Below are 22,391 nucleotides of genomic sequence, written 5' to 3'. Positions count from 1 at the left end.
TGCGTCCGAGCACAACCGAGATAGTTGTCGTTATCCACTATCTCCGCTACGCTCGTGCTGACGTCGTTTGCTTGCAGCCGCCGACCTGGTGCGAAGGGAGTGCCGACATGGCGAACAGCACGAAGGGTGCCCAACGCGGCGGCGAGCCTCTGCTGGCTGTCGAACGATTGACGGTGAGCCTGCCGAGCAACATGGAGCGAGCGTTCGCGGTCGAAGACGTATCGTTTAAACTGCACGCTGGCGAGATTCTTTGCATTATCGGCGAATCCGGTTCCGGCAAGTCGGTGACGGCGAACGCGGTGATGGGACTATTGCCCTCGACCATCCGCGTCACGTCGGGCAAGATCCTGTTCAAGGGCCAGGAGATCACCGGCGCCAACGAAACGACGCTGCGCGGGCTTCGCGGCCGCGCGGTATCGATCATCTTCCAGGATCCGCTCTCCGCGCTCAATCCTTTGATGACGGTCGGCGCCCAGATTGTCGAGGTCATGCGCGCGCACAATGTCGGCGACCGCGACAGCCGCGCGCTCCGGGTGCTGGAATTGCTGGAAGAGGTTGGCCTGCCCGAACCGCCGCTGATGCAACACCAATATCCGTTCCGCCTTTCCGGCGGACAGCGACAGCGCGTGATGATCGCGATGGCGCTGGCGCTCGATCCCGATGTGCTGATTGCCGACGAGCCGACAACGGCATTGGATGTGACGACGCAGGCGCAGATCCTCGAATTGATCCGCAAGATCCAACGACGCAAGGGCATGAGCGTGATGTTCATCACCCATGATTTCGGCGTCGTCTCCGAGATCGCCGACCGCGTCGTCGTCATGGAGAAGGGCAAGCTGGTCGAACAGGGCCTGACCGCCGACGTGCTCAACCGTCCCAGTCATCCCTATACGCAACGGTTGATTGCGGCCGTGCCGCGCGTGCGCTCGCTAGAGCGCGAGAAACACGCGGCACAGCCGGTGGTGATCGAGGTAGACAAGCTCAACAAAATCTATGGCGGGCAGGGAAGTTTCTTCACCAAGGCGCGCATCGTGCATGCGGTCAATGATGTCAGCTTCTCGATCCGCAAAGGCCAGACGCTGGGCATCGTCGGCGAATCCGGCTCCGGAAAGTCGTCGCTAGGAAGGGTCCTGCTCAAGCTCGCGGAGCCCGACAGCGGACGCATTATGTTCGACGGACGTGACATCGCGGCAATGTCGGCCGCCGCGTTCCGCCCGATGCGTCCGTTGATCCAGATGATATTCCAGGATCCGTTCGCCTCGCTCAACCCGCGCCACACCGTGGGCCGGATCCTGACTGTCGGTCCCGTCGCGCATGGCATGGCGGCGGCGGAGGCGCGCAGCAAGGCGCTGCGCCTCCTCGGGACGGTGCGGCTCGACCGCGGCGCCTATGACCGCTTTCCGCACGAATTTTCCGGCGGGCAGCGGCAGCGCATCGGCATCGCGCGCGCCCTGATGTTCGACCCGTTGCTGCTGGTGGCCGACGAGGCGGTCTCGGCGCTCGACGTCTCCATCCAGGCGCAGATCGTGCAGCTGCTCACCGAGATCCAGCGCGACACCAATGTGGCGATGATGTTCATCACCCACGATCTGCGCATCGCGAGCCAGATCTGCGACGAAATCGCGGTCATGTATAAGGGCCGCGTGGTCGAGTCCGGAACCCCGGTACAGGTATTCCGCGATCCCCAGAACGACTACACCAAACGGCTCGTGGCGGCCATTCCTGGCGCGGACTGGGAGAGCGCAGCCTGAGGCCAGCGGCATCGCAAAAGGAGCCGACTACAGGATCTTTCCGCTTAGCCGCGAAATATAGTTGCAAATGTCCACTATCTGGCATTTGATTACGTTCTAACTTGGAAATGTCCTGACGACCGGTTCCTGCCGGGTTGGGGAGCGTCTGTTGCGCTCCGCGATCGGCGAAGCCGTGGAAGCGGAGCGGAAGTACGCGTGAACGCACGGTCGAAAACGCCGCCGACGTCGATCACCGAAGTCACGCTGGACGTGCTCGAGGACACGCTGAGCTTTTATATCCGCACCATGAACATCGCGGTGTCGCGCGACCTCGATGACAAGCTCGAAGGCCTCGACGTGGCCAAGGGCACCGGCAAGATCACCACATTGCTGCTGGTCGACAGCCATCCCGGCATCCGTCCCTCGATCATTGCCCAACTGATCCTGCGCGATCGCTCCGCCACCGGCCGGCTGATGGAGCAGATGGAAGATCATGGCCTGATCACGCGGCGGCAGTCCTCGACCGACAGCCGCGCGCAGGAACTCTACATCACCGAGAAGGGCGCCGCGCTCGCCGCACGAATCCGCCCGCTGGTGACGGAACAGTCCAGGGACTTCTTCAAATTCATCTCCGCCGAGGAACAGCAGCAGCTGATGGACATCCTCAAGCGCGCCTATCGGCGTATCGTGGGCCTGCCGTGACACGGAACCGGGTCGCGCTGGTCTCCGGAGCGAGCCGCGGCATCGGCGCGGCGACAGCGCGGGAGCTCGCACGGCAGGGCTGGCGGCTCTCGCTCGGCATGCGCGACCCCCGGCTGCCCGAATGGGCCGATCCCGCCTCGGTCCACATCCATGCCTACGACGCTGCCGGCGCCGACCTCGAGACCGGATGGGTGACGGCGGCGACGGCACGTTTCGGGCGGATCGACGCCATTGTCGCTAGTGCGGGCATTTGCAGCACCAGTACGGTCATCGAGGCCGATGACGACGAACTGAACCGGCTTCTCGAGATCAATTGCAAGGCGCCGCGCCGGCTGGCCAAGGCGGCGTGGAACGCGCTTACGGCGAGCGGGCGCGGCAGGGTGATCATCCTCGGCTCGCTTTCGGGCAAAAGGGTCAAGCACGCGGGCTCCGGCCTCTATTCGATGACGAAATTCGCGGCTGTTGCGCTTGCCCATGGCATTCGCCACGCCGGCTTCGATGTCGGCATCCGTGCCACCGCGGTCTGTCCTGGCCTGGTCGACACCGACATGGCCCGCGCGCTCGAGGCGCGCGCCCCGGCTGACATGACCGACCCGGCCGATCTTGCTCGCATCATCGCCATGCTCGTCGATCTGCCCAATGAAGCGAGCGTCGCCGAGTTCACCCTGAATTGCCAACTGGAAGAATTCTACTGACATGCCAGGTCCCTATGTCGTTCCCGTTCATGGCGATGCCGAATTGCCCGAAAAAGTCGACGTTGTCGTTATCGGTGGTGGCATCATCGGCAGTTCGACCGCGCTTGAACTCGCCGAGCGTGGCCTGAGCGTGGCGCTGTGCGAGAAGGGTGGCATTGGCCACGAGCAGTCGAGCCGCAATTGGGGATGGGTGCGCATTTCGCGGCGCGATCCGCGTGAGGTGCCGCTGATGGCGGAAGCGTTGCGTCTTTGGAGCAACCTCGACAAGCGCGTCGAAGCGCATACCGGGTACACGCGCGCCGGCATCATCTTCACCTGCGAAACGGATCGCGATTTTGCCGAACACGAGCGCTGGAACCGCAACCTCGAACCGTACCAACTGGAATCGCGCATGCTGAGCGGCGCCGAATTCAAGGCGATGTTTCCCGACTCGCGGTTAGACATCAAAGGCGCGCTCTATACACCGGTCGACGGCCGCGCCGAGCCGCAGAAGGCAGCTCCGGCGATAGCCGAGGCGGCACGGCGCAATGGCGCGACGGTGCTGACCGAATGCGCGGTGCGCGGCATCGAAACCAGTGCCGGCAAGGTTTCAGGCGTGGTCACGGAACGCGGGCCGATCGCCTGCGCCGCGGTGGTGCTGGCCGGCGGGGCCTGGTCGAGCCTGTTCTCCGGCAATCACGGTCTGCGCCTGCCGCAGCTCAAGGTGATGAATTCGGTGATCCGCACCAAGCCTCTCGAAGGCGGGCCGGATCAGGCGATCTGGGCGAAAAGCTTCGCGGTTCGCAAGCGCAGGGATGGCGGCTATACCATCGCTTCCGGGCACGAGAACGTCGTCGACATCGTGCCGAAGAGTTTCCGCTTCGCCGCCGACTTCATACCCGCCCTGCGCGCCGAATGGCACTCGCTGCGGTTTCGGCTCGGCGGCCGCTTCTTCGATGAAGCGCGGATCCCCAGCCGCTGGTCGCTCGATGAGGCAAGCCCCTTCGAATACAACCGCGTGCTCGACCCCCAGCCGTCCAAGAAACTTTCCGATGCTGCGCTGGTCGAACTCACCCAGGCTTTCCCGGCGTTCGCAAAGGCTGAGATCGCGCAGCGCTGGGCCGGCTACATCGACGTCACCCCGGACGCCGTCCCGGTGATCTCGGCCATCGACAGCACTCCAGGCTTCCACATCGCAACCGGCTTTTCCGGTCACGGTTTCGGCATCGGCCCGGCTGCCGGCAGGCTCATGGCCGACATCGTCACCAACCGCACGCCCATCGTCGACCCCGGCGCTTTCCGCTTTTCGCGCTTCAGCGACGGATCGAAGATCGAGCTGATCACCGGATTCTAGTTGAACCAGGCCGCTCCGGCAGAAGGGCGGATTGATAATGAGCAACGCAACCGCGTAACTACAGAGGAGAATGACATGGCCACCGACAAGACCACATTGTTTCCGGAAATTAGCCGGCGCAAAGCACTCGGCCTGATGGCCGCCACCGGCGCCAGCCTCGCTGTGCCGGCGCTCATCGGTCGCGGCTCCGCGCTGGCGGCCGCACCCGACAAGCCGACGGGCCAGTTCATCGTCGGGTTCTCGCAGGAGCCGACGGTGTTCAATCCGCACCTGCTGCATATCGAAGTCGACGAGGGCGTACATTTCGCCATTTTCGATCCGCTGTTCAACGTCGACCCGGATGGCAAGTTCACGCCTGCCCTGGCGGCCGAGGTGCCGACTGTCGAAAATGGCGGTATTTCCGCCGACGGCCTCAACTGGAAGATCAAGCTACGCGACGGCGTCAAATGGCACGACGGGCAACCGTTCACCGCCGAGGACGTCAAGTTCACGCTGGACCTGATGGTCGAGCCCGATTTCCGCAGCTGGCGCCGCGCCGGCCACGACCTCGTGCGTGACATCAAGGTCGTCTCGCCGACCGAGATCACCTGGCGGATGGAAAAGACCTACGCGCCCTATCCTTCGATCCTCGCATCGACCTTCATCGTTCCAAAGCATGCGCTTGGCGAGGCGGCTGACAAGAACACCGCGCCCTTCAACAATGCGCCGATCGGTACCGGCGCGTTCAAATGGGGCAAGCGGGTAGCGGGCGATCACATCGAGCTCCTCGCCAACGCAGACTACTTTGGTGAGGGTCCCTATCTGGAGCGCGTCATCATCAAGTACATCCCGGACCTCAATGTGCTCTACACGCAGTTCAAGTCCGGCGACATCGACATCACCGGCCTGCAGTGGATCACGCCGGACCACTATGAAGAAGCCAAGGGCCTCGCCGATCGCGAGGTCCAACTCGTCGCGGGCAGCACCGTTGAAAGCTTCACGCTCAACATGGGCAAGCCGCAATTCAAGGATCCCGCGGTGCGCTCGGCGCTCTACCACGCGATCGACAAACAAGCGATCATCGACGCGCTCTATTACGGTCTGCCCACGCCAACCGAAACCTACATGCCGCAGCAGTCGTTCTACTACAATCCGGATCTGCCCAAGCACGAGTTCAGCCTGGAGAAGGCCAAGGCGGTGCTGGATGGAGCCGGCTGGCTCGCCGGCGGCGACGGCGTGCGGGCGAAGGACGGGGTCAAGCTCGCCTTCACCTGCTCGACCACGGCGGGCAACCACATCCGTGAGCAAGCGCAGCAGTTCATACAGCAGTCGTTCAAGGACATCGGAGTCGAGATGACCATCTCGAACCTGCCGCCGGCAGTCATGTGGGGCGACTATTGGATGACGTCGCAGTTCGACAGCGTCATCGTCGGCATCGACTTCCTGACCGGCCCCGATCCCGACACCTCGGATTACTTCGCATCGACGTCGAGTGTGGCGACGGGCGGCGCCGGGCAGAACACCTGGCAATACCACAGCCCCGAGGTCGACAAGCTGCTGCAGGAAGGCGGGAACTCTCTGGTGCCCGACGAGCGCAAGGCCTCCTACCTGAAGCTGCAGGAAGTGGTGCGCAATGATCTGCCGCTGCTGCCTCTGTTCCAGTACACCACGGTGCGTGGGCGCAAGAAGGGACTGACGGGCTTCACCCCCAACGTCAACAACCGCATCGACACCTGGAACATCGGCACCTGGTACTGGGAAGCCTGACGCCAACCAAGCCAGATCGGGCGGCTGCGCCCGACCTGGCCCCAATATCGGGCGATCACCATGCTACGCTATATCGTCGGGCGGATCGGGCAAAGCCTGCTGCTGCTGTTCCTCGTGTCGATCATCGGCTACTTCGTGCTGCTGCTTGCCCCGGGTGGGCCGATGTCGCAATTCGCCCTGACGCCCGGCATCAGCAAGCAGGATCTCGACCGCATCGCCGAGCAGATGGGGCTCAACCGTCCAATCATCGTGCAATATGCCGATTGGCTGTGGCATCTGCTGCAAGGTGACTGGGGCGCATCCTTCCGCGACAATCGACCCGTCCTGACGGTGATCCTCGATCATCTGCCGGCGACGCTGCTGCTCATGGGAAGCGCAACGGCGATCGCCATGACGCTCGGCGTATGGATCGGCATCATGGGCGCGATCCGGCGCTATTCCATCTTCGACTACGCCGCGACTGTCGGCGCCATGATTGCGCTGTCGGTGCCTACCTTCTGGTTCGGCCTCATTGCCATCTACGTCTTCTCGCTCAATCTCGGCTGGTTTCCGGCCGGCAACATGTACACGATCGGCAGCGGGTCCGTGGGGGACGTGCTCTGGCACCTCGTGTTGCCGGCATCGGTGCTCGCGCTGGTCGATGTCGCGATCTGGAGCCGCTACATGCGCACCGCGACGCTGGACGTGATCAATCAGGATTTCATCAAGACCGCGCGGGCCAAGGGCCTGTCGCCGCGGCGCGTGCTGTTCAAACACGTCGTAGGCAATGCCCTGCTTCCGATGATCACGCTAGCGGGGCTGCAGGTGCCGGCGCTGCTTGGTGGGGCTCTCGTCACCGAGACCGTGTTTACCTGGCCTGGCATGGGCCGGCTGTTTCTGGACAGCCTCGGCTACAACGACTATCCGGTCGTAATGGGGCTGCTGATGTTCTCGGCCGTGCTGGTGCTGATCGGCAATCTGCTGGCCGATCTAATCAGCGCCTTCGTCGACCCGCGCATCCGGCTGGCGTGAGGATACCGATGATGTCCACCGTCACCCCAGCCAACCTCGACCTGCCTCCCGAGAATTGGTGGCGCAGCCGCACCGCGCGCCGCTTCCGCCGCCATCGGCTGGCGATGTTCGGCGTCGTCATGATCGCGGTGCTGACCATCGCCTGCGTGCTCGGACCCTACCTGCTGCCCTATGACCAGCTCTTTATCGACCTGCGCGCCCGCTTCGCGCCGCCAATGACCGGCGGACATATTTTCGGGACTGACCCGCTTGGCCGCGATGTGGCCGCCCGCCTGTTCCATGCCGGGCGCATCTCCTTGCTGGTCGGGTTCTGCGCCATGCTCATCAGCATCGTCATCGGCACGGTCATCGGCGTCTTGTCCGGCTACTATGGCGGCCGCGTCGACGCCGCGCTGATGCGCTTCACCGACGCCTTCCTCTCATTTCCGAGCATCTTCCTGCTGCTGGCACTCGCGGCCTTCATCCGACCCGACCCGCTGATGATCACCGTCATCATCGCGGTGACGACCTGGATGGAGGTGGCGCGGATCGTTTCGACGGAAGTGCGCTCGTTGCGCGAACGCGACTTCATTCTTGCCGCCCACATGCTCGGCCTCTCCAACCGCTGGATCATGTTCCGCGAACTATTGCCCAACGCCATCGGCCCGATCATCGTCGCTGCGACGCTGACGGTGGCCCGGGCAATCCTGCTCGAAGCCTATGTCAGCTTCCTTGGCTACGGCATCCAGCCGCCGCTGCCGAGCTGGGGCAACATGCTGAATGGCGCCCAGCAATATCTGGGCAGTGCGCCGTGGCTGGCGATCGTTCCCGGCATCGCCATCACGCTCGCGGTCACCAGCTTCAATTTTATCGGGGACGGCCTGCGCGACGCGCTCGATGCCCGCAGCGATCTCAGTTGAGGGGGACGCAGGTGGCGAATTTCTCGCCGTTCGATGCGACGCTTTGGTACGCCACGGCAGGTGAAGCACCATCGACGCGTCCGCTGGACGAGACGGTTCAGGCCGATGTCTGCGTCGTTGGCGCGGGCTACACCGGCATGACCACGGCGCTCGAACTCGCCCGCGCCGGCATCAAGGTTGTGATCCTCGAAGCCGAGCAGGCCGGTTTCGGCGGCTCCGGACGCAATGCCGGCCACTGCACGCCGACCTTTATCCATTTCAGCCTGCCGCAATTGCGCAAGCTTATCGGCGAACCCTGGGCCGAACGGCTGATCCAGCGCCAGACCCGGGCCGCCGATCGTGTCGCCGACATGATCGAGCGCTACCAGATACAGTGCGAATGGGTGCGCAACGGGTTCGTCCAGGCTGCCGCCTATCCATCGGCCGTCGAGACACTCAGGCGCAAGGCGGACGACTACAACGCCGTCGGGGCCCGTACCCGCTTCGTCGATCGCGCCGAAATGGAGGCGATCACGGGCAGCGGGCGCTTTCACGGCGGCTGGGTGCATGAAGAGGCTGGCCATCTTAATCCCCTCGGTTATGCGCGTGGACTGGCCCGCGCGGTCATCCAGGAGGGCGGACGCCTGCATACCGGCTCAGCGGTCACCGAGGTCAAGCCGGAGGCCGGCAAATGGCGCGTCGTCACGGCCAAGGGCGGCGTGCTGGCCGATAAGGTGATCTTCGCGACCGGCGCATATACGGTGGGCGGCTGGCCCAAGCTCGACCAGAGTTTCCGCATCATGCGCGTGTTCGTGGCAGCGACGCAGCCGCTGTCGCAGGAGGAGCGCCGCACGGTGCTGCCGCGCAATACGTCGATCCATGACGGGCGCGGCGACATCTTCGTCTACAAGTACAATGCGGAAGGCCGCATCGTGGCATCCATGTTCCCGATGGGGCGGCGCGGCCGCGATCTCGACTATACGCGCCAGGTGATGACCGATCGCCTGAAATGGCTGCACCCGCAGATCCGTACCGAACTGCGCTGGAAGTACCTCTGGTTTGGCGAGCTCGACATGCAGCAACGCACAATTCCGCGACTTTACGGGCTGGCGCCGGGCGTGGTGGCGCTGACCGGCCTGTCGGGCCGCGGCGTGCCTACTGGGTCGATGCTCGGCGGCATCCTCTCCGAATGGGCGCTTGGCGTGCCGGAAAGGGATCTGTCCCTTAAGGTCGAGCCCCTGCATTACGCGCCGTTCTATATGAGCTTCGCCCCGCAGCTCAGCCTGCGTTATCACCGTGCGCTGGACTGGGTGCGGACCCGGCGTGACGGCGCGACACTGCCCCCGCACGCATGAATTCGCAGTCTCGATGGAGCGAGAAAACAGAACTCGTGCGAACGTGACTGCCGTGGCGCAGCCCCTAGATGAGATGCGTGATATTCGTTGCGTGAGGGTACTTTTCGAGGCTCAGTGAGCCTTCGACGGTGGCGAACAGGTCATGTCCCTTAGCGGAGTAGACTAGTGTCGCTTCCTTTGCAGATGCAACGGCCTCGGCCAAGTCGGTGTCCTTCGCTGTGAAGAAGTAGATAACGTTGCGGTCACCATCGAACTGCGCTGTCATCGGTCGAGGGTGGACGCCCGGGACGCCGATCATTGCCGTCATGTCGGAACGGATCGAATCCCAAAACTTGCTTTTGAATTCCTGATCGTTGTCGGGCATGGCTTTTCTCCTGTGAGAACGCCAAACGCCACGTGTCTGCGGTGGTTCCAAGCGCGTACCGGCAAATAAGCGGAGTTCCGCCCGCCCCAGATCAGGACGGGCCGAGGACGTGGGCAGTAGGCCAACAAAAAAGAGGGTGCCATTGACGAGCACCCGAAATGCGGTCCCAATCGGATCACATCGTTCGTCCGGGGATTCGCATGAACCGATTTCTCTTCGTGATCGCCGACTTTCTGTCTCGTCCGCCCGGCTTCTATGTGCTGATCGTCGCGATGATAGCCTGCACTGCGATGGTTCCGTTTGGGCTCACAAACGTAATCACCTATGCGCTCTCAGTGGCTGCGATAGTGATTACCGGTGTCGTGCTGATCCAGGGCTATCGCGACACCGCTGCCATCCATGCGAAGCTCGACGAGATCATCGTTGCATTGAAGGAAACGAGGAACAATGTCGTCGGGCTGGAGCACGCCGAGCCTGAGGAGATCAAGGCCCATTTGGCGAGGCTTGAAAAGGAAGCGGCGGCGGCCGATCAAGAAGCTGAGCACGTGGGAGTCTCTGGCGCCTGAGCGCTACACTGGACGGAATTCAAGAGCGTACGCCGGCCAGTGCCACCACAAACAGATTGATCGCGTCGGCGACAGGAGTCGGGTCGTCGCTGCCGTCCTTCAGACAGCTATAACGCCAACGGATCAACCCAGTTGCTCAAGAGCGTTCTCACTGATCTGAGAATCGGGCCCCGCAGCGGATGTAGCTGGCGGCATTGGTTGCCCTGCTCTCCGGCCTCGGTCGTATTGAACCCGGCCTTCGATGGAACTGTTCCTCCTCCACTTCGTTGGTCAATCAACTCGTTTCTCGCTGCCCTCCTGCCTTTGGTTTCTGGCAGTCTCCTCGAATGGCAACTTAATTTGCATGCTCGATCAGACTCCATCGCTTTCAACTTCGTTCGCAGCCGCTTGTTGCCAAGAACCACCAACGTCGATCAAGGCGAACCGCGTTCCCGGCAGCGTGACGATCGCCTCTTATAACGTCCATAAATGTGTCGGCACCGACGGCCGGTTCGATCCGCAGCGGGTTGGTGATGTCATACGCGAACTAGGCGCCGACATAATTGCCTTGCAGGAAGTTGATGAACGTACGGGAAGGCGGCAGGGCCTGTTGGATCTCAAGTCGCTTCGACGAGAAACCGATCTGGTTAGTGCACACACGCCTGAGAACCTTGGATCCCATGGGTGGCACGGCAATTTGATACTAGCTCGCAAGGGAGTGGTCCAGGCTGTCAGTCTAGTAAGGTTACCCGGCCTAGAGCCACGCGGTGCTTTGATCGTCGATTTGGAAATCGAAGGTGTGGTGCTGCGGGTGATCGCTGCACATTTTGGATTACTCCGGCGGTCGCGCACCAAGCAAGCCAGCGCGCTGCTTGAGGCAACGCGTTCGGTCCTAAGGCCAACCATTTTGCTTGGCGATCTCAACGAATGGCGAGTGCACAGCAGATCCTCGTTGCTGGCGCTACTGCCGCATTTTGGTCCAATTCACACCGTGCTGCCCAGTTTCCCTTCGCGATTCCCTTTGCTTGCGCTCGATCGGATTCTGGCCAAACCACCAAGTCTGATTTCCAGCCTCGAAGTGCACCAAACACCGCTATCTCGGATCGCCTCCGATCATCTACCGATCAAGGCACGATTAAATCTCCAGGGGCTTCGACAGCTACATTTGCAACCAGATTACCTTTGACGGGTTCTTGCTACGATTTTGAGCGAGGCCGGGTTTCTATCGAGGGTAGTCAATTTTGATGGATGTATCCATTACGCGGATTGCGCACGACAACATCAAAGCAGGCAAGAGCGGCTTGCTGCTGGTCCCGGACAATTATGACGCCTTCGCCGGGCGCGTTCTGGCGGCAAGGAGTGCCGTTCGCAGTCTCGATCTCATGTACTACCTTTGGCACGATGACCATACTGGCCGCTTGCTCTTGCAGGAAGTTTTCCGGGCCGCTGAGCGCGGCGTGCGTGTGCGCATGCTCCTTGATGACGCCAATCCGCGAAAGAACGATTCCGCATATCTGGCGTTGAGCAATCATCCAAACATCGAGTTGAAGTTGTTTAATCCAAGCGGCGTGAGGCAACGCAGCGTCATGCGCGCTGTGGAATTTGTATTGCGCATTTTCGCGTTGACCCGGAGGATGCACAACAAGGCATGGATCGCTGACGACAGTGTCGCAATCGTAGGCGGGCGGAACGTTGGCGATGCCTATTTCGACGCAGCGGAAACCAATTTCCGCGACCTGGACGTGCTGCTCCTCGGTCCTGCCGTGCAGCAAACCGCCGAAATATTTGAGGCTTTCTGGGCTTGCGAGGACGCAAAATCAATTAGTGTCCTGGGATCAGCCGCTGAGAACGAGCATTGCGATTTGTTTTCAGGAAGCGATCTCGAAACCCAATCAATGCTGTTGAACGGGGTCGGTGACCGAGGATCCATCGCAGAGTTCATCGCAACTAGCAACGACGTGCATTGGGTGGATCGAGTTCGGGTGATTTCCGATCCTCCAGAGAAGGTGAGGGGTTGGAGACGTCGCAGCTGGCTTACGAAGGAATTGCTTCCCCTCATTCAATCGGCCCGCACCTGTCTGGAAATCGTATCTCCCTATTTCATCCCCGGCAAAAGGGGCTCCGCGATCCTGTTAGACCTCGTCAGCAACGGAGTTGACGTTTCGGTTTTGACCAATTCCTTGGCCGCTACAGACGTCGCCGCAGTCCATGGAGCTTATGCGAACTATCGCAAGCGATTGCTGAGGAATGGCGTGAAACTGTTCGAGCTCCAGCCCTTCACTCGCCGACAGCCAATCTCTGTGTTTGGCTCCAAGGGTGCCAGTCTGCACACCAAATCGTTCACGGTTGACGACAGGGCTGGGTTCGTCGGTTCCTTCAATTTTGATCCCCGGTCAGTGTCTTTGAACTCGGAGATGGGCGTGCTCTTTGAGGATGCCGAATTAGTCGGTGAACTTCGGCGCTCTTTTCAAGCGGAGATATCACCAGAAACCAGCTATCGGCTGGAATTAAAGAACAATGTACTGCACTGGCATGGATGCGACCAAGGCAAACTCCAAGAATACACAGACGAACCAGAGGCCGGAATATTTCGCCGGATTCTGGCGGCCCTGGTCCGCCACCTTCCGGTTGAGTCTCAGCTTTAGCCAGACCCACATAGATAGCATAGGTGCTAACGGCGCGCGGCGTTCTTGCCGCGTCGGGTACGGCATACCTGAAGAACGGCGACGTGCATGCGCCAAGCACCCGGGGCCGCGGCGGGAAGGCCCGGAGCATGAAAGCATCGGCCCTCTGCCATTGTCAGCTTGCTGCCGCCGATCGCGTGAAGACGATGGTGACCTTCGTCCCTTCGCCGGGGCTCGAGGCGACGTTGAACTGTGCCTTGGCGTTCTCGGTCAGCGAGCGCGCGATCAGCGCGCCGAGCTTGCCGGGCTTGGGCCATGTCTCCCCTTCCGGCAGGCCGATTCCGTCGTCCGCAACTATGACCAGGCAGCCGTCGCCATCGGCGATGCTGTGCAGCTTTATCGTCCCGCCTTCACGCCCTTGGAAGGCATGCTTGAGTGCATTTGTGAGCAATTCGTTCACGACCAGTCCCGTTGGCATGGCGACGTTGATCGACACCGGATAGGTATCCACCTTCATGTCGAGGCGGATCCCCTCAACTGCATGCGACCCCATCACCGCGGACGCGATCTGGCTAAGATAAACGCCGAGATCGACATCATCCTTGTGCTCGTCTGCCGAAAGCGTCTGGTAGAGGATCGCCAGAGCGTCGACGCGCCCGGCGAGCCTCTCAAACCTTTTCTGGTCGGGCTCGGTTGCGTTACGGGTTTCCAGACGGATCAATGCGGTGATCATCTGTAAGTTGTTCTTCACCCGGTGCTGCAGTTCGCGCAGCAGGGTGTCCTTCTCGCGGACGCGCTCCTCCACCAAGCGCGCTTCTTCAGTTTCGCCATGGGATGACACGTCGACCAGAGCCACCAGTCGGAAGCAGTTCGTGCCGTTGTCGTCCACGATGATGTTTGAATAAACGTCGACAAGAGCCGGGTTGTCCCCGACGCGCTCCAGCCGGAAAGTGCCGACGAAATCGGTTTCCTCAACCAAGGCCTCGGGCAGAGGCCGGCCCTTCTGCTGGTGGATGCCAATGCCGGAAAGTGCTCCCCAGTTTTGCCGGGTAAGCTCGGCTGCCTTCAGGCCTGACACTTTTTCAAATTCTGGATTTGCATAGACGACGCGCTCCTTGGCGCCCAAATCCGACACGGCGATAGCGATCGGCACCTGGTCAAGAAATTTTTTGAACTGCTCGCTTTCCAGCGCGGTGGCAAGGTCAGGCGTATCGAGCAATTGCTCAACTGCCTTGTCTGAATCTGATGTCATCTTGGTCGCCTGTGCTTTGCGTGGGAGCTTCAGTCTCAGTCATGCACTTTGCTCGACACCGCCAACGCCGGAAGCGGCTGAGCGATGTCAGGTGTTGGACGAGCCCGCGTCACGGAGCGGCAGAGCCATGGGCAACACAGGCCGTCTTGCTGAGAGTTCAGTCAACCTTGCGTCACTTTGCACGGCCACGACCTTTTTCCAACAGCGTTGTGCCAAAATCCCGTCTCTGCCAATCGAAGTTGACGATCTGCACGTCGCCGGAACTGCCGACAGAATGTTTCCACCTGGCGGCGGCGGCTCTGAGTACCGTGCTCCAGGGCGGCAACTCCAGGTTAAGACTTTCGGCACGAATGGTTCGAAGGCGGACATCGTGTTCATATTCAAAGGTGCGGGCGGAAAAGACGATGTGCATGTTCCGTGCGCCGCTCAGCCTGCGTACAAGATTGAGTAGGACATTAAGACGACCGGTGCGTAGGTCTACATACCCAGCCAGTGCGTCAAGCTGGTCAATGATGAGCACGGTCGGACGCGTGAGCGACAGCCCAAGTAGAAGCTTTGTCGGAATGTGATCCAGGCCGATGGATTGTGAAAGTCCTTCCTCGTCAGAAATGTCGACGTCTAGCAAGTCTGCTTTGATCGCCAGGAATGGAATGTTTTGGTCATGAAGGCGCTGGCCGAATGCTGCCAGCAATGCAGATTTTCCGGCGCCAGGAGGTCCCAAGAGCGCCGTTGTGCTGCTTTCGGAATCTTGAACCAGCGATAACAGGTGATCGAGTTCGGCGCGATGAATTGCGGTTCCGTCCGGCAGTGCCGCCCCACCTGAGGGTGAGATATTGCGGAACGGTTTGCTTAAAGATGAGAATGCCTTTGGCAGCAAAATCGAAGCTGGCGAAAGGAAATCTGCTTTCTACATCGACGGCGATCACGCTCCAGTTCACGCCCGCAACTGCGCGAAGGCCACCGACGTTCCTCACATGTGCAAACCGTATGTCGTGATTGAGGGGGAGCACCTGAAATCCAACCTTCTCCACCCGGACTCGCAACCTGCCCCATCACGTTGCCGCCATGCACCACCACCCACGGCGAAGCCCGGAGACGTTGCACGCTTCCTTGACCTTTCTTAACGATGTCCGGCAGGGCGCCACCGCCTTCTCGACGCTCCGACACTGCCATCAGCCCCACCTTCCCAAGCCGGCCTAAGTTTTTTAACGAAGGCGGGGAACATGGATGCTGCCTCGCGGTTGGACCCCGGAAAGCCAATTCACAGCCTGAAGGAAAGCGGCCGAGCTCGCTCTCACGACGCCGCGAACCAGGCCTACGGGAGATTAAGCATGCGAGCGCTGGTTTGGCATGGAACAGAAGACATACGTTGCGATGAAGTTACCGATCCCGAAATCGAGGACCCGCGCGACGTCATTGTCAAGGTGACGAGCTGCGCGATCTGCGGCTCGGACCTGCATCTCTATCACAACCTCATTCCGGCAATTCTGCCAGGCGACATAATGGGCCACGAAATGATGGGTGAGGTGGTGGAAGTTGGATCCGGGGTAAACGGCGCGCTTAGGAAGGGAGACCGCATCGTCGTTCCCTTCACCATCATTTGCGGGGAATGTGACCAGTGCAAGCGCAAGAACTTCTCGGTCTGCGAACGAACCAACCGCAACAAGAACATTGCCGACAAGGCGTTCGGTCACACGACGGCTGGGCTGTTTGGGTATACCCATCTGACTGGCGGTTATCCGGGCGGACAAGCCGAGTATGTTCGCGTACCATTTGCCGATGCAACGCACATCAAGGTACCGGTCGGGCTCTCCGATGAGCGGGTCCTCTTCCTTGGCGACATATTGCCAACTGGCTGGCAGGCTGCTGTCCAGTGCGAAATCGAGCCCTCCGACACCGTCGCGATCTGGGGCTGTGGCCCGGTGGGGCAGATGGCAATTCGCAGCGCCATTCTTCTCGGTGCCAAGCAGGTCGTGGGTATAGATTGCCTGCCCGAACGCCTTTCCATGGCCGGAGCGGGCGGCGCGATTACCATCAACTTCCTGGAGGAGAGCGTTGTCGAAAGGCTGAACGAGCTTACAGGCGGCAATGGGCCAGATAAATGCGTCGACGCCATCGGGATGGAAAGTCACGTGTCCTTCCGTCAACCGGACACCGTTTATGACCGCGCGAAGCAGATGATGCTGATGGAGAGCGATCGGCCCCACGTGCTGCGTGAAATGATCTATGTCTGCAGGCCAGCCGGCGTCATCTCAATCGCGGGCGTGTACAGTGGGCTCGTCGACAAGATCCCGATGGGCCAAGCCATGAACAAAGGCCTGACCTTCAGGATGGGCCAGACCCATGTGAACCGCTGGACCGACGACCTAATGCGCCGCATCGAAGAAGGTCAGATCGACCCGTCGTTTGTCATCACCCACACTGCCGGGCTCGAACAAGGACCCGAGATGTACAAGATCTTTCGCGACAAGCAGGACAGTTGCGTCAAAGTTGTACTGAAGCCATAGGATCAGTGTCATGAACATGCTTAGCAAATTCGGCAATCTCAGCAGACGGCCAAGCGACCCAAAGGTCGTAAAATCTGGCCCAAAGGCGCTCGCGCCCTCCGATATGGTAGCGCGCAAACTCGGATGGTTTAGCATTGCGCTGGGCATGGTCGAACTCATAGCCTCCGAGCGCATCGCCCGCGCACTCGGCATACCTGGTAAGGAAGGCGTGATCCGCGCCTATGGAGCGCGTGAACTCAGCAGCGGCATTCTGTCCTTGTCGGCAGACAGACAGTCCGGGCTTTGGAGCCGTGTGGCCGGTGATGGGCTCGACATCGGAACACTCCTATGGGCGTTCCGGCATGACAATCCAAAACGTGACAACGTCGGACTTGCATTGGTGCTCGTTGCCGGTGTGACACTCATCGATTTATTGACGGCGCAAAAGGTAAGCGCCCGGCACGCTCGAGGTCGCCGGCAACCGCAGGATTTTAGTAACCGCAGCGGCTTCCCACGGGGTCTTGAAGCTGTGCGGGGCCTTGCACGAAAAGACATGTCGTCACCTGCCAGCCAGAATTGAGCGGTGACTAACTGGCGCGAACCTGATCCTCCTTCTCTCGTGATTGCCGCCGATACACACGGCGCCGATTGGCGCTGCTCCAGGCGACCAAGGCATTGCCGCATGCCCGAGCCTGCCGCGGGTGCACCGTTCCCGATGGCAAGTTTCCGTCTAAAGCTGCAGATAGGCAAGGTGACGCGTGATGCTGTGTGCCCCGTCGCCACATCCTTCGCTACAGCACGGTCAGCCGCCAGCAGTCTAATCTGGTCGACCAAGTCCTTTCTTTGTAGCGAGTTTTTGCTTTTCTTTCAGCAGCCGAACGATCGCGTCGACGGGCGGCGCAAGGTCTGTTGGCGACTTGCTGTTCGAGCGCCACAAGTATTCAAAGAAGGTTCTCAGTATGCGCATTGTCGTTACCTCCTGGACCACCAAACTTGGCTTGGGCGTTGTTGTTCCTGAACGGCAGGCGAAGCGCCACTGTCCGAAGGCAAATTCATCCGTCGCAAGCAGGCACGGCTAGAGTCTGGACGGGATAGAAATCCTGGAACTCGTCCTCCAGAACTCAGCCGTGATCGCTCTCGGTTACAGACGCTCGTCCGTTCTTCCGACCTGGCATTCGGGGGAGACGGTAGGCGGCTTGGCTGAAATCGAGCGAGGGCGGGTTCTGGCGGTGGGCTTGTATTCCGTGCGGGAACCTGGCCGAGCCAATGCGTTCGGGTCGTGCAGCACTTGCCCTAGTGCTGATCGGACTGCACCCTCTGATCAGGCCGCGTCCTTCCCATCCCCTCGGGCGCCGGTTTCATATTTCGTTTGGTGGCCAGTGGAGCGGCGCGGCTGGAGGCGCGGCGGGCCTTTCTTGTTTCCGTGTGGAACTTCGGCGCGGGCTGAAAGTTTCATTTGTGCAGCTGCGACATGGATGACTCCCGATGGGCCCGCGTCCTTTTTTCCCGAAGGGCGCGGGCTTTCTTTAGTGCACGGAACACCGGGGCGGGTTGCACGTTTCGCCGGCATCCAGCGAAATGGCCGCTTGCGCGCTGCCTCAATCCCTCGCAATCCAGGCCCGTGTAGGCGTGAGGCACTACTGAGGGGCGTTGCGGTTTGTTCGGTTACGTCGATGACGTCCAGGCACAGAGGATTGCCGATCGGGCCAAAGGAACAAACAGCACCCACTTTGGTTAAAGCTGCGCGTGCCACCAGACACGCGTTTCTCACATTCGGAGACGACGATGGCTATGAAAAATGAATCGCAGAGCAAGGCCAAGGGCCTCGAAGATCTTTTCCACGACGGACTGAAGGACGTCTACTACGCTGAGCGCAAAATCCTGACTGCGCTGAAGAAGATGGCGAAGGGTGCCGAATCCGACCAACTGACCGCCGCATTCGAAAAGCACCGCGACGAGACGGAGGCTCAGATCGAACGGCTGCAGCAGGTCTTCGAGATTTTCGGCAAACGGGCACAAGGAAAGACATGTCCCGCGATCGACGGCATTATTGAGGAAGGACAGGAGATACTGGAGGAATTCAAGGAAGCTCCAGCTCTGGACGCTGGTCTTGTGGCGGCGGCGCAAGCTGTCGAACACTATGAGATCGCCCGCTATGGCACGCTGATCACCTGGGCCGGACTGCTCGGCCTAAAGGATGCCGTGCCACTGCTCGAGGAGACGCTCGAAGAGGAAAAGGCGACTGACGAAGCGCTGACGCAGCTTGGGGAGACCAGCGTCAACGAGCGAGCGATGCAGGAAGCTGCCTAGTTAAACGGCGCTTCGGAAGCAGAATCAATGAGCACGTCATGAACAAGAGAGAGAACGCGCCTCCGGACGACGGAGGCGCGCCTTTGTCGCCGGTGCCTGCGGCAACTCCTGTTCGAGCCCAACATCTCGGTCAACCGTCTGATCGACGATGGCACTGTCGTCCTCTTTCTTGGTCGCCTGGAAGCCGTACGCCAGAGCGCGACGACCTTATCATGGGGATCAAAACCAACCGGGGGGGGTGCCGATGCGGCCCGGCGGATTGCCCTCGAAATCCGGCTGTTCGCCAGCATTCAGGCCGAAATGCGTACTGCGTCGGCAAGATGAAAGTGTATTCGGCGGGGGTGACAATATTCGCGGCCTTCCCGAAGCCGTTCCGCTTCCTCACCACGGACGGGGTACCGATTGAACGAAAGCGCGATCGCATTAGGCTGATCGATGTCGTCAAACCACACCGGCGGAGGGAGAGGACCTGGATCCAACCTTCTCCGCGGGTCTACGATCACCTTCGTGGTTGGGGTGTTCGGCTGATGCTGTTCAGTCGACCTGTTCAATCTGCGGACCTGGGTCAACCGGCGGAGCCGGCGTGCAATCTTGCCCCTTGCATTCCTCGACAGGGTCATCGGATGGTGGAAGGCAGTTTTGGCCCTCGCAATGAACTGCCGGCTCTGGCGCTTCTACGTGGTTAGGCGGAACAAGCTGATCCTCAGCGCGAATGGCTGGCATTGCTGCGCTGATCATGCCCGTGCACAAGAGCGCAATTCCAGCAATTTCATTTTCGCCTCCGTGCCTGGCAGCGAGCCGTACCTTACACTTTCAAGCTGCGGCCGCATCATCTCAGCCACGAACGACGTTAACACGGGGTTTCAGTGCTGGCCGGAAGAGAGCGCTTGTCTTAGCTGCTGCGAGTTTGACATCGCAGGTGCGATCGATTCCCTTCACTGCCTCTGGCGTCAGCATGAGGCGGCGGGCCTAACCCAGGCTCCCGCGTGTTACTCCCAGGGCAGCCAGCTTACTCTTCGGACGTCCTAACGCGCTGGTACAGAGGCCAAGGGTGCCCAGCAGTGGATCAATTTGTCTGGCACCTCAATCGGACGGTCAGCAATGCCTGTGCCCCAATGCCGGGCACTCATGGGCCCGTCGCTTCGCACAATGGAACGGCGAACCCTTTGCGTGTGCCGGGATACTGAGGTCGGCCTGATCGGCATGGAAGCATGACCGGCATGACCGGAGCCTTAGTGGCCCTAGGCGGCGATCGCGCCGCGCATGACACCTATATGCAGCTGGCGGGAAGCGGCTTGCGAATTCCAGCCCCGGCACTGTCGTCTGCTCTGTCTGAGAGCACTACGCTGAAGGCTGTTCTGCTTCTCTATGTCCAGACCCTCTATATTCAGACCAGCTACACCGCCCTGGTGAACGCACGGTCGAAGTTGGACGAACGTTTGGCTCGCTGGCTTCTGATGTGCCACGACCGCGTCCGCAACGACCGGTTTGCAATCACCCACGAATCATGTCCGTCATGCTCGGTGTGCGGCGACCGGGTGTCACGGTTGCCATCCAGAAGCTTGAGGGCAGGGGCCTGATCAGAGCCACGCGGGGTGAGATCGTCATCAGCGATCGTGATGGTCTGTTCCAGTTGGCCGATGGCACCTACAGCGAGCCGGAGAGGGAATATGAGCGGTTGCTGGGGAAATCGACTAACCGCTATTATCTGCGGCTTCGGCGAAAGTCACTAGCGACGAGCACCCGTCGTCGGCAATTCCAAGGACGCATCTCCATTAGCGTTTCCCCATCGCCTTACCCTTTCGCCATCAAATTCTTCACGGCATAAATCGCTTCGCGACCGGCACTCATGATCTGGGACTTTCGCTACCAGCTGTCAGCTTACGTGTGCACTTCGCCCATGTTGGACCCGTGAAGGTGCCCGCGCGGCGTCCAAGGCAGCCTTGTGTTCTCAAGCTGCACTCTTATTAGTATTGGAACGCTCAGAGAGCGGCGGCTCGCTGTTTCCGCTTGAAAGTTCTCATGGCCCGATGGATGTTCCGGAGAGCTTGGCTGGAATCGTGCCACCCTTCGAATTCGATCTGCTTGTCGGTGCCGGACACCGACGCGAGGAAAAACTGCTCGATCTGGGATCGCAAACGATCCGGAACATTCTCGCCAAGGAGAGACTCGCTATGCGCATCTTGCTTGTGCGGGCAAAATACATAGCGATCGTTTCTCACGGTCTCGCCGTTCTCCGTTTGCATGACACGAAGGGCCGCGAGCAGATCGCACTTGATGACAACACCGGGGGCGCTGGCTGCCTCATGGATGACTAGACCGTCTAGGGCATCGCCATCGTCGCCCAGTGTAGAAGGCAGGAAGCCCCAGTCGTACGGGTAGGCAAGGCCCGCTGGAAGCGGCCGCGTATATTCGAAAAGCTTCTTCTTGGGCTTGTAAGTCAACTTTGCTTCGGCGCCACGCGGCGTTTCCACGACCACCCTGATCCGACCTTTCGATGTAGTCGTAGGCAGTGTCAGATAATTCGCCACGTTTGGTCCTCGCCAGTCCATGCCAATGGCTCTAGACCCCTCTAAGCGGCGGATGGCGGATTTGTTCCGAACGTGCCTACCCGGGTCTCGAAGGCATCGGAGCCTGGTCTCGGCCGCCCGGCTGCTTGGCCGCTGCGGCCCCTCTTGGAAGCTTTCCGCCTGAAGCCCTCGGCAAGCGCGCCCCCAACAGGGCCGAAGCGAGGGAGCGGCATCTGAACCCTGCTTTGTCTTTCCGGTGATGGGGAGGATTACCTCACATCGCTCGATATGCCTGTCTAAAGATGACGGCCATCTAGCACCGTCATTTGCGCCAAGCGAAGTTGCGGGGAGATGCAAAGTGATCTGCGCGCTACGTGTTGCGCTCGCCCGAACGCGACTGCTGGTTGGCAGCATCGGCCGATCCGCCCAGCGTGTCGGCGACCGTGGCACCTCGCGCACCCATCGGCTGCTGCGCACCTGTGGTGGTGTCCTTGGCGGTCTGATGCTCCATCTCGGCATTCAGCTCCGCGCCCACAATCAGGACAATCACGGAGATCCAGGTCCACATCATCAAGCCGATGACTGCCCCCAGGGCTCCATACGTCGCGTTGTAGTCGGCGAAGTTTTCAAGGTAATAGGAGAATCCTATCGAGACTGCGATCCAGACCACAGCCGCGAGGAAGGCGCCCCATGTTGCCCATTGCCACTTTGCCCTTTCGCGGCTGGGGCCGTAGCGATAGATCAGCATAAGCCCGAGGCCGACCATGATCAGCATCATCGGCCACCGAAAGATCCGCACAAGGGCTTCGGTCCAGCCGCCGAGGTTCAGCAGCGCAAGCATGGCCGGCAC

Annotated in this window: 21 protein-coding genes; 16 read left to right on the top strand and 5 right to left on the bottom strand. The window is 60.6% G+C overall.

From position 1 onward, the window contains the following. Positions 1-107 precede the first annotated feature (107 nt). The 8 genes from CIT25_RS14040 (at position 108) to CIT25_RS14005 (ending at position 9,450) form a co-directional block, all read left to right on the top strand. Positions 108-1,751 carry an ABC transporter ATP-binding protein gene (locus tag CIT25_RS14040; RefSeq protein WP_095485546.1) on the top strand — a complete coding sequence of 548 codons (1,644 nt, stop codon included), beginning with the start codon at positions 108-110 and terminating at the stop codon, positions 1,749-1,751. A 195-nt stretch (positions 1,752-1,946) separates the two neighbouring features. Then, the gene (locus tag CIT25_RS14035) at positions 1,947-2,432 is read left to right on the top strand and encodes a MarR family winged helix-turn-helix transcriptional regulator (RefSeq protein ID WP_095485153.1); all 486 of its coding nucleotides are present in this window, start codon (positions 1,947-1,949) and stop codon (positions 2,430-2,432) included. After that, a complete protein-coding gene (locus CIT25_RS14030; protein ID WP_095485152.1) occupies positions 2,429-3,127 on the top strand; it encodes an SDR family NAD(P)-dependent oxidoreductase in 699 nt (232 codons plus the stop codon). Before CIT25_RS14035 ends, CIT25_RS14030 begins: the two co-directional genes overlap by 4 nt. Before the next feature lies 1 nt (position 3,128). Beyond that, a complete protein-coding gene (locus CIT25_RS14025) occupies positions 3,129-4,460 on the top strand; it encodes an NAD(P)/FAD-dependent oxidoreductase (protein ID WP_095485151.1) in 1,332 nt (443 codons plus the stop codon). Between the two features lie 75 nt (positions 4,461-4,535). Next, positions 4,536-6,206: a peptide ABC transporter substrate-binding protein gene (locus CIT25_RS14020; protein ID WP_095485150.1), complete on the top strand. Its 1,671-nt coding sequence runs from the start codon at positions 4,536-4,538 to the stop codon at positions 6,204-6,206. A gap of 60 nt (positions 6,207-6,266) precedes the next feature. Beyond that, positions 6,267-7,217 carry an ABC transporter permease gene (locus CIT25_RS14015; protein ID WP_095485149.1) on the top strand — a complete coding sequence of 317 codons (951 nt, stop codon included), beginning with the start codon at positions 6,267-6,269 and terminating at the stop codon, positions 7,215-7,217. An 11-nt stretch (positions 7,218-7,228) separates the two neighbouring features. After that, on the top strand, positions 7,229-8,116 hold the full coding sequence (locus CIT25_RS14010) for an ABC transporter permease (protein WP_095485545.1): 888 nt from the start codon (positions 7,229-7,231) through the stop codon (positions 8,114-8,116). Positions 8,117-8,127: 11 nt separating this feature from the next. Next, positions 8,128-9,450 (top strand): NAD(P)/FAD-dependent oxidoreductase, encoded by a 1,323-nt coding sequence (locus CIT25_RS14005; RefSeq protein WP_095485148.1) that lies wholly within the window; start codon positions 8,128-8,130, stop codon positions 9,448-9,450. Positions 9,451-9,514: 64 nt separating this feature from the next. Here CIT25_RS14005 and CIT25_RS14000 read toward each other — a convergent pair whose 3' ends face one another. Further along, positions 9,515-9,814 (bottom strand): pyridoxamine 5'-phosphate oxidase family protein, encoded by a 300-nt coding sequence (locus CIT25_RS14000; protein WP_095485147.1) that lies wholly within the window; start codon positions 9,812-9,814, stop codon positions 9,515-9,517. A gap of 200 nt (positions 9,815-10,014) precedes the next feature. Between CIT25_RS14000 and CIT25_RS13995 the strand changes: the two genes are divergently transcribed. The 3 genes from CIT25_RS13995 to CIT25_RS13985 all read left to right on the top strand — a co-directional run bounded on the left by CIT25_RS13995 (position 10,015) and on the right by CIT25_RS13985 (position 13,004). After that, positions 10,015-10,380 carry a low affinity iron permease family protein gene (locus CIT25_RS13995; RefSeq protein WP_095485146.1) on the top strand — a complete coding sequence of 122 codons (366 nt, stop codon included), beginning with the start codon at positions 10,015-10,017 and terminating at the stop codon, positions 10,378-10,380. 241 nt (positions 10,381-10,621) lie between these two features. Then, positions 10,622-11,545: an endonuclease/exonuclease/phosphatase family protein gene (locus CIT25_RS13990; protein ID WP_245329846.1), complete on the top strand. Its 924-nt coding sequence runs from the start codon at positions 10,622-10,624 to the stop codon at positions 11,543-11,545. A 58-nt stretch (positions 11,546-11,603) separates the two neighbouring features. After that, on the top strand, positions 11,604-13,004 hold the full coding sequence (locus CIT25_RS13985; RefSeq protein ID WP_095485145.1) for a phospholipase D family protein: 1,401 nt from the start codon (positions 11,604-11,606) through the stop codon (positions 13,002-13,004). A gap of 154 nt (positions 13,005-13,158) precedes the next feature. On the opposite strand, the gene CIT25_RS13980 is transcribed toward CIT25_RS13985, so the two are convergent. Both CIT25_RS13980 and CIT25_RS13975 read right to left on the bottom strand, forming a co-directional pair. After that, a complete protein-coding gene (locus tag CIT25_RS13980) occupies positions 13,159-14,235 on the bottom strand; it encodes a sensor histidine kinase (RefSeq protein WP_095485144.1) in 1,077 nt (358 codons plus the stop codon). 172 nt (positions 14,236-14,407) lie between these two features. Further along, complete coding sequence (locus tag CIT25_RS13975; protein ID WP_158302550.1) at positions 14,408-15,112, bottom strand: ATP-binding protein; 705 nt, start codon at positions 15,110-15,112, stop codon at positions 14,408-14,410. 454 nt (positions 15,113-15,566) lie between these two features. Here CIT25_RS13975 and CIT25_RS13970 point away from each other — a divergent pair, with 454 nt between their 5' ends. The 5 genes from CIT25_RS13970 to CIT25_RS37490 all read left to right on the top strand — a co-directional run bounded on the left by CIT25_RS13970 (position 15,567) and on the right by CIT25_RS37490 (position 20,859). Continuing rightward, positions 15,567-16,742: a zinc-dependent alcohol dehydrogenase gene (locus CIT25_RS13970; protein WP_095485543.1), complete on the top strand. Its 1,176-nt coding sequence runs from the start codon at positions 15,567-15,569 to the stop codon at positions 16,740-16,742. Between the two features lie 10 nt (positions 16,743-16,752). Next, on the top strand, positions 16,753-17,301 hold the full coding sequence (locus tag CIT25_RS13965; protein ID WP_095485142.1) for a hypothetical protein: 549 nt from the start codon (positions 16,753-16,755) through the stop codon (positions 17,299-17,301). A gap of 1,205 nt (positions 17,302-18,506) precedes the next feature. Continuing rightward, positions 18,507-19,031 carry a YciE/YciF ferroxidase family protein gene (locus CIT25_RS13960; protein WP_095485141.1) on the top strand — a complete coding sequence of 175 codons (525 nt, stop codon included), beginning with the start codon at positions 18,507-18,509 and terminating at the stop codon, positions 19,029-19,031. 1,211 nt (positions 19,032-20,242) lie between these two features. Next, positions 20,243-20,611 (top strand): cyclic nucleotide-binding domain-containing protein, encoded by a 369-nt coding sequence (locus tag CIT25_RS37495; RefSeq protein ID WP_245329874.1) that lies wholly within the window; start codon positions 20,243-20,245, stop codon positions 20,609-20,611. Then, entirely contained in the window at positions 20,539-20,859 is a 321-nt protein-coding gene (locus CIT25_RS37490) for a helix-turn-helix domain-containing protein (RefSeq protein ID WP_095485139.1), read from the top strand. The genes CIT25_RS37495 and CIT25_RS37490 overlap by 73 nt, the downstream gene beginning before the upstream one ends. Positions 20,860-21,013: 154 nt before the next feature. Here CIT25_RS37490 and CIT25_RS13945 read toward each other — a convergent pair whose 3' ends face one another. Next, positions 21,014-21,562 (bottom strand): inorganic diphosphatase, encoded by a 549-nt coding sequence (locus tag CIT25_RS13945; RefSeq protein WP_095485542.1) that lies wholly within the window; start codon positions 21,560-21,562, stop codon positions 21,014-21,016. 349 nt (positions 21,563-21,911) lie between these two features. Next, a partial coding sequence (locus CIT25_RS13940) for a YihY/virulence factor BrkB family protein (protein WP_167391057.1) occupies positions 21,912-22,391 on the bottom strand: 480 nt, incomplete at its 5' end.

The sequence above is a fragment of the Mesorhizobium mediterraneum genome (assembly GCF_002284565.1).
Taxonomy (GTDB): Bacteria; Pseudomonadota; Alphaproteobacteria; order Rhizobiales; family Rhizobiaceae; genus Mesorhizobium; species Mesorhizobium mediterraneum.
This window is presented reverse-complemented; position numbering and strand designations above follow the sequence as displayed.

Coding starts and splice junctions, on each gene's coding strand:
- CIT25_RS14040 (WP_095485546.1), top strand. CDS start 108: ATGGCGAACAGCACGAAGGGTGCCCAACGCGGCGGCGAGCCTCTGCTG.
- CIT25_RS14025 (WP_095485151.1), top strand. CDS start 3,129: ATGCCAGGTCCCTATGTCGTTCCCGTTCATGGCGATGCCGAATTGCCC.
- CIT25_RS14020 (WP_095485150.1), top strand. CDS start 4,536: ATGGCCACCGACAAGACCACATTGTTTCCGGAAATTAGCCGGCGCAAA.
- CIT25_RS14015 (WP_095485149.1), top strand. CDS start 6,267: ATGCTACGCTATATCGTCGGGCGGATCGGGCAAAGCCTGCTGCTGCTG.
- CIT25_RS14010 (WP_095485545.1), top strand. CDS start 7,229: ATGTCCACCGTCACCCCAGCCAACCTCGACCTGCCTCCCGAGAATTGG.
- CIT25_RS14000 (WP_095485147.1), bottom strand. CDS start 9,814: ATGCCCGACAACGATCAGGAATTCAAAAGCAAGTTTTGGGATTCGATC.
- CIT25_RS13995 (WP_095485146.1), top strand. CDS start 10,015: ATGAACCGATTTCTCTTCGTGATCGCCGACTTTCTGTCTCGTCCGCCC.
- CIT25_RS13990 (WP_245329846.1), top strand. CDS start 10,622: ATGGAACTGTTCCTCCTCCACTTCGTTGGTCAATCAACTCGTTTCTCG.
- CIT25_RS13985 (WP_095485145.1), top strand. CDS start 11,604: ATGGATGTATCCATTACGCGGATTGCGCACGACAACATCAAAGCAGGC.
- CIT25_RS13980 (WP_095485144.1), bottom strand. CDS start 14,235: ATGACATCAGATTCAGACAAGGCAGTTGAGCAATTGCTCGATACGCCT.
- CIT25_RS13970 (WP_095485543.1), top strand. CDS start 15,567: ATGCGAGCGCTGGTTTGGCATGGAACAGAAGACATACGTTGCGATGAA.
- CIT25_RS13965 (WP_095485142.1), top strand. CDS start 16,753: ATGAACATGCTTAGCAAATTCGGCAATCTCAGCAGACGGCCAAGCGAC.
- CIT25_RS13960 (WP_095485141.1), top strand. CDS start 18,507: ATGGCTATGAAAAATGAATCGCAGAGCAAGGCCAAGGGCCTCGAAGAT.
- CIT25_RS37495 (WP_245329874.1), top strand. CDS start 20,243: ATGACCGGCATGACCGGAGCCTTAGTGGCCCTAGGCGGCGATCGCGCC.
- CIT25_RS37490 (WP_095485139.1), top strand. CDS start 20,539: ATGTCCGTCATGCTCGGTGTGCGGCGACCGGGTGTCACGGTTGCCATC.